Source organism: uncultured Gilvimarinus sp. (genome assembly GCF_963972205.1).
Classification (GTDB): Bacteria; Pseudomonadota; Gammaproteobacteria; order Pseudomonadales; family Cellvibrionaceae; genus Gilvimarinus; species Gilvimarinus japonicus.
On the sequence record NZ_CAXAUC010000019.1, the window covers coordinates 24763 to 31592 of the forward strand.

General features: G+C 52.3%; 6 protein-coding genes. 5 read left to right on the forward strand and 1 reads right to left on the reverse strand.

Translation table 11 applies throughout. The features are described 5' to 3' along the window. Positions 1–33 precede the first annotated feature (33 nt). A complete protein-coding gene (locus AACY82_RS17025) occupies positions 34–987 on the reverse strand; it encodes a sugar kinase (RefSeq protein WP_339618051.1) in 954 nt (317 codons plus the stop codon). A gap of 403 nt (positions 988–1390) precedes the next feature. On the opposite strand from AACY82_RS17025, the gene uxaC reads away from it, so the two are divergent. The 5 genes from uxaC (at position 1391) to AACY82_RS17050 (ending at position 6648) form a co-directional block, all read left to right on the forward strand. Next, the gene (gene uxaC / locus AACY82_RS17030; RefSeq protein ID WP_339618052.1) at positions 1391–2806 is read left to right on the forward strand and encodes a glucuronate isomerase; all 1416 of its coding nucleotides are present in this window, start codon (positions 1391–1393) and stop codon (positions 2804–2806) included. A gap of 10 nt (positions 2807–2816) precedes the next feature. Continuing rightward, positions 2817–4289 carry a mannitol dehydrogenase family protein gene (locus AACY82_RS17035; RefSeq protein ID WP_339618053.1) on the forward strand — a complete coding sequence of 491 codons (1473 nt, stop codon included), beginning with the start codon at positions 2817–2819 and terminating at the stop codon, positions 4287–4289. Then, positions 4289–5482, forward strand: coding sequence for a pectinesterase family protein (locus AACY82_RS17040; protein WP_339618057.1), 1194 nt, complete (start codon positions 4289–4291; stop codon positions 5480–5482). Before AACY82_RS17035 ends, AACY82_RS17040 begins: the two co-directional genes overlap by 1 nt. A 154-nt stretch (positions 5483–5636) precedes the next feature. Next, on the forward strand, positions 5637–5873 hold the full coding sequence (locus tag AACY82_RS17045; protein ID WP_339618054.1) for a DUF2789 domain-containing protein: 237 nt from the start codon (positions 5637–5639) through the stop codon (positions 5871–5873). Positions 5874–6030: 157 nt separating this feature from the next. Next, positions 6031–6648, forward strand: a complete 618-nt coding sequence (locus AACY82_RS17050) for an energy transducer TonB (protein ID WP_339618055.1) — start codon at positions 6031–6033, stop codon at positions 6646–6648. Positions 6649–6830 lie beyond the last annotated feature (182 nt).

Sequence of the window (6830 nt, forward strand, 5' to 3'; positions counted from 1 at the left end):
GCCGTTTTTTGGTTGTGGGTTCACAGCACTCGTTTACGGCTTGGCTTTTTCCAGCTCGCTTAGGTAAAGCTCTCGGTCAATCACGCCACCACGGTGCTGAATAATCACTCGCGCGCAGCGGCATGCTTGCGCCGCTGCTGCCTCTGCCGATTCACCCGCACTGCGCGCGGCTAAGTACCCAGCGTTAAAAGTGTCGCCGGCGGCGGTGGTGTCGACGATGTTGGCAACTTTGGGGACGACAACGCGAGTTTGCTGGTCTCCATTAAGAATAATTACGTCTTCGGCGCCGCGTTTAAGGACTATCTCGGCAATGCCGTCATCGGCGTAGCGCTGTTTAACGGCCTCGATAGCGTCGCCTTCATCGCCCCAAAGCAACTCTTCGTCGTCGAGCGTGAGCAGCGCCAGATCGGTGACTGAGAGCAGCTCGCTCATGGCTTGCTGTGCTTGCTCGGGTGTCTGCCAAAGGCGAGGGCGGTAGTTGCTGTCAAAGGCGACTTGGCCGCCGCGCTCTTTAAAACGGCGCAAGAAGGCTAGCAGTTGCTGGCGTGCTTGCGTGCTGATCACGGCTAAGGTGATGCCAGACAGATAGATCATGTCGCAATCGCTGAGGGTTTCTTCGAGCATCGCGATTTCTTGTTGCTGGCTAAACAGCTGTCTTGCCGGCGCCTGAGAGCGCCAGTAAAAAAACTCGCGCTCACCATCCGAGCTGTTATGAATCATGTATAGCCCAGGCACGGTACCGGCTTGGTGGACGATTGACTTCGTATCGATCTGCTCGGCTTGCAGGCGCGCAATAATAGCATCGCTGTAGTGGTCGTCACCGAGGCGGGTGACATAAGCGGTATCGGTGCCGAGGCGCGCTAAGGTCACCACGGTATTGTAGGTGTCGCCGGCGTAGGACAAAGCTTTAACTTCGCGGCCGTTGGCGGTCGATTCGCTGGCGGCGAGCTCAATCATAACCTCGCCGATACAGGCAATTTTTGCCATGGTGTCTACACTCTCTATTTTTGGGGCCACCGCGTGCTGTGGGGCCGTTACTTAAACGTTATCGCTCGCGCGGAATTTTACAATTGGTCAGGCCGGTTTGCAAGTTGTCGCGGCGCTATGGCGCTTTGCATCTGTGGTCTCAGGTTGCATCATGTTATAGTCGTAAAAACCATAACATTTGTGTGTGCCTTTATCCGGGGTGCCAAACATGCTTTGTAGGCTCTGTACGGCGTTGCTAGTCGTCAGTCTTAATGAGCTTTGATTGGCGCCTTGATGTGCGTGTGGCATTGACATAAGCGTGCGCATTTGTAACTATAAATTGGTCATACCTTAAGGCGTAAAACCCCAAAGGCTGGTCAGACTGATTTCTGCCCGAATTCCTAACAATGGTAATAATGTCATCATGAGTGCACTTAATTTACACCCAGATCGTCTGTTTCCCGCGGACGAGACTACCCGTGCTATTGCGCGTCGACTGTATCAAGAAGTTAAAGGCCTGCCAATTGTCAGCCCCCATGGTCATACCGACCCGAGTTGGTTTGCCGACAACCAGCCGTTTGGCAACCCGGCGGACTTGCTGATCAAACCCGATCACTATGTTTTTCGTATGCTGTACAGCTTGGGTGTTTCTCTACCGTCGCTGGGGGTTCCCAGTAAGTCTGGTATTGCCGTCGAGCAAGACCCGAAAAAAATCTGGCGCTTATTTGCCGACCATTATTGGGCGTTTCGTGGTACGCCATCACGCATGTGGCTTGATTATGTATTTAAAGAAGTGTTCGAGCTGGATCAGGTTTTAAGTGGCGATACGGCGGACGCTTACTACGAGCGCATTAACAGTTACCTGCAAAAGCCCGAGTTCTTGCCGCGCTCGTTAATGGAAAACTTTAATATCGAGTATTTGGCAACCACCGAGTCGCCATTGGATGACTTGCGGCATCACAAAAAGATTCGCGAAAGCGGTTGGGGTGGAGGTGTGATTACCGCGTATCGACCCGATCCGGTTGTCGACCCAGACTTTGAAGGTTTTGCGGCTAACGTTGCTAAGTTGGGTGATATTACAGGCGAAGATACCAGCAAGTGGGCTGGCTATTTGGCGGCCTTGATGAATCGCCGCGAATATTTTAAATCGTTTGGCGCCACCTCGACTGACCACGGTCACCCCACCGCGACGACCGCCGACTTGTCGCATGCCGAGTGTGAGGCACTATTTGCTAAAGCATTGGCCGGTCAGTGTTCTGCTGCGGAAGCCGAGCTATTCCGTGGCCAGATGCTGACGGAAATGGCTGGCATGAGTATCGAAGATGGTTTGGTGATGCAAATTCACCCCGGTTCGTTCCGCAACCACAACCCCAACGTGTTCCGCGATTTTGGTCGCGATAAAGGCGCCGATATTCCGTCGCAAACAGAGTATGTGAATGCGTTGAAACCCCTGCTGGATAAGTACGGCAATGATACCCGCTTGTCGATTATCGTCTTTACCTTGGACGAAACAGTATACAGCCGCGAGCTGGCGCCTTTGGCGGGGCATTACCCGGTGCTTAAGTTGGGTCCCTCTTGGTGGTTCCACGATAGCCCAGAGGGCATGCGTCGCTTCCGCGAGCAAATCACCGAGACGGCCGGCTTTTATAACACCGTTGGTTTTAACGACGACACTCGCGCGTTTTTGTCGATTCCCGCGCGCCACGATGTGGCTCGCCGTATGGATTGCAATTTCTTGGCGCGTTTGGTGGCTGAGCATCGTCTACCAGAAGACGAAGCCCGAGAAGTCGCTATCGATTTGACCTACAAGCTTGTTAAACAGGCTTATAAGCTCGATTAAAGGATCTTTCATGCAACGCTTAAATAATCAAACGCTCGCTACGGCGGCCCAGGTTGCCAGTACCCCGAGCTACGACCGCGCTAGCGCCCAAGCCGGTATTGTCCATTTGGGGATAGGCGCGTTTCATCGCGCCCACCAAGCGTGGTACACCGAGGCGCTACTTAACAAAGGCGCCACCGACTGGCAAATCATTGGGGCGAGTTTGCGCTCTCCCACGGTAAAAAACCAGCTGGCAGCACAAGACGGTTTGTACACCATCGTCGAGCGCGGTGCTGATGGTGAAAAGTTTCAAGTGATGGGCGCAGTCAAAGAGGTGTTGGTGGGGCCGGAGTCACCCGCGGCCTTGTTATCGGTTATGGCCGATGCACAAATTAAAATTGTCTCCCTGACTGTTACTGAAAAAGGCTATTGTCACGATCCTGCGAGCGGCAATTTAAATCTGAACAACCCCGACATTCAGCATGATCTAGTAAACCCTGAGGCGCCTAAGTCGGCTATTGGTTATATTGTCGCGGCGTTGGACGCACGGCGTCGTGCCGGTATCGATAGCTTTACCGTCCTAAGTTGCGATAATTTGCCTAACAACGGCGAAGTGCTAGAGAAAGTTGTACTGCAATATGCCGAGAAGGCGAGTGCCGAACTGGCGGTTTGGATTCGCGCCAACACGACCTTCCCCTGCACAATGATCGACCGTATTGTGCCGGCAACCACCGATGCCGATCGCCAAGAGCTTGAAGGTAAGCTGGGTCTGCGTGATGAGGGCATGGTTTTGGCCGAGCCGTTTAGTCAGTGGGTGATTGAAGATAAATTTTGCTCGGCGCGACCCGCTTGGGAAGATGCCGGCGCTTTGTTGGTTGATGATGTTCACGCTTACGAAATTATGAAGTTGCGCCTGTTAAACGGTAGCCACTCGCTGTTGGCTTACTGCGGTTATCTGGCAGGCTTCGATTACGTTAGTGAAGTTATGCGTGAGCCGGTATTGGCCAAACTATGCCAAACCTTTATGGATCGCGAAGTAAGTCAGACGCTCAGTGTTCCTACTGGTTTTGATATGGAACACTATAAAGTTGAGCTGCGCGAGCGTTTTGCTAACCCAGGTTTAAAGCACCGAACGTGGCAAATCGCGATGGACGGATCACAAAAAATTCCACAGCGCTGGCTGCAAACATTGCAAGCTCAGTTGGACGGCGAAGGCAATATTGATTTGTTGTGTTTGGCTTTGGCTGCGTGGATTCGTTATGTTTCTGGCGTCGACGAAAAAGGCGACGTTATTGATGTGCAAGATCCGTTAGCAGCTGATTTAAAAGCCCTGTGTGATGCCAGTAACACACCGGAGGAAACCGTCCGAGCGGTGCTGAATATGCAAGAGGTGTTTGGCGCCGCACTCGGTGGCAATGCTCAGGTGTTGGCGGCTACAACCGAGTGGCTTACCCGCATTAATGAGCAAGGCGTACTTGCCGCTGTTAAGGCCGAGTTGGCGTGATGGTCTGGGGGCGCAGCTCACTCGGGCTAATAAACGTCGATTGGTTTCGGGGCGTACAGTTTGTCTTAGTGGTTGTGCTGATGCTGACAGGAGCGGGTTTGGCACGTGCCGAGCCTGCCTTTGATGCACTGGTTACGCTGGCGCCCTCCACTAAAGAGTCGAGCGTACCCGCCGGCTATCGCGACCTACCACGATTTTCGACTGTCTCTGCCGCATTGGCGGCGGCCCCCAAGTCAGGGCGTTATCGGGTTGCGCTGCTGGCGGGCGACTACTACGAAAAAATCACCATTGAGCGCGATCAGGTTTCGTTAATTGGGCTTTCATCGGGTAACGCAAAACCGCGTATTTATTTTGATGCCTATGCCGCTATGGCGGGGCAGTATCATCGTGACGATTGGGGGACCCCAGGCTCCGCGACCGTAACGGTGAATGCGCGCAATACCGTACTTAGTAATCTACACATTGAAAACACCTTTGATTTTCTCTCGAACGACGCTCTTCCTAAAGCGCACCCGGACCGCGTGCGTCACTCACAGGCGGTGGCTTTATTGTTAGATGTTGATAGCGATTTAACCTATATCAATGACTCGCGCATCGATGGTTACCAGGATACTGTGTTTGCTGACGGTGGTCGCAGCTACTTTTATCAGTCCACCGTTAGCGGCAATGTCGATTTTATTTTTGGCGATGGCCTTGTCGTGTTTGATCAGTGCGAGATACGCTCGCGAACACGCGGCAAGCCGTTTGCGTCAGGTGATATTCAAGGCCATATTACCGCGCCATCTACAAATATTGCCCAACCGTTTGGTTTGGTGTTTTTACACTCGCGGCTAACCCGTGAAACCGGTGTGCCCGATCACAGCACCTCGTTGGGGCGTCCGTGGCACCCAACAACCACGTTTGCCGATGGCCGCTACGCCGACCCACAGGCGATTGGTTCGGCCATCTACGTCGATACTTGGATGGATGCACATATTATCGTCGACGGTTGGGCCAGCATGAACGGCACCGCCCGCGATGGCAGTAAGTCCCGTGTGTTTACTCCCGCCGAATCACGCTTTTTTGAGCGGGCGTCAAGTGGCCCTGGAGTGAGCGACAGTCCTAAACGACAGCCTTTGCTAGATGCCGATTACCGGCAGTTACGACAAGCGATCGATAAACTGCGAGACTTATTAAAACCGTCGACCGAATAATTTAATCCCTCTTTTGTCGATCCATTCATCGTGTTGGTTTTGCGTGGTGCTTGGCAAGTCTTTACTGGCCAGACCGTGGCGGCTTCTTTTGGTTCGCCACCGGTGCACAATGGGTCTATATTCAAACATTATACTTTCGTCAAAGAGGTCTGTTATGGAATCCCCCGTACATCCACTGTCTGCTTTGTTTGCACAATTGGGGCTGGAGAGCGATTCGGCCAGTATTGAGCAGTTTATCGAACGTCACCGGCCGTTAGCGCCAGAGCTCAAGCTGGCAGACGCGGAATTTTGGAGTAAAGCACAAAGCCAATTACTGCGTGAGGCGGTCAGCAACGATGCCGATTGGGCCGAGGTAGTGGATGAGCTGGATGCGTTGTTGCGCCATAAGTAATTTCTTTTGCTAGAAGTACGAAATAACCAAGAGGCTCTGTATAGGACGCTATTATTGCCAAACAAGATTTGCGCGCCATCTGTTGTTTGACTATGTTTACAGTGTAGGTGGTAACAAGGTAACTCAATCAAACATAGTACGTGTGAGGTAATGGAATATGACCACAGCAACTGTAATGCGCTTTAGCGCAATTCCATTGGGTATGGCGGCCACCGCCGCTCTGCTTTTAGTGATGGCGACTTTAATTCAAGTAGATTACGTTTATACCGAACCTGAAGCGTCGGTGGATATCGGCAAGGTTGTGATGCCTGATACGACGATCAAAACGATCCTTCCTGATCTGCTGGCCCGTCCTGAAGCGCCACCGGCGCCACCCGAAACTCCTCAAATAACCGATGAAGTCGTGGTTGAGGTGGTTGATCCCGGACGTTTTACACCGCAATTCCCCGCGCAGAGGGATGCGACGTTAGAGGTCGGCTTAGCTCAGCCTGGTGATTATCTGCCTATTGTAAAAGTCGCGCCTCAGTATCCTCGGACGGCTCTGAAACGGGGGATGGAAGGTGAGGTTGTTGTGTCCTTCACAGTGACCCGCACCGGCGCGACGCGAAACGTAACCGTATTGCAGGCAAACACTTTGGATGGCACACCAACCAGCGTGTTTAATAGCGCAGCGATAAAAGCCGCCGAGCGATTTAAGTACAAGCCTCGCATTGAAAATGGCACGCCACTGGAGGTGCATGGAGTGAAGAACCGATTTATTTTCTCGTTGGACTAAGGTGCTCGTTGGCTTATAAAGAAGATGAACTTAATAAAAACAGAATATCCATAAAGGTTTTTTAATGAAGGCTCAACGATTATCACTTTTTTATGTGAGTTAAGTAGATTTTCTGGTCAGGTGCTTCAGGGTGTAATCCCCCCATTTTAAACCGCCGTTAAAAGTAGAGGGTTATGCGGCCT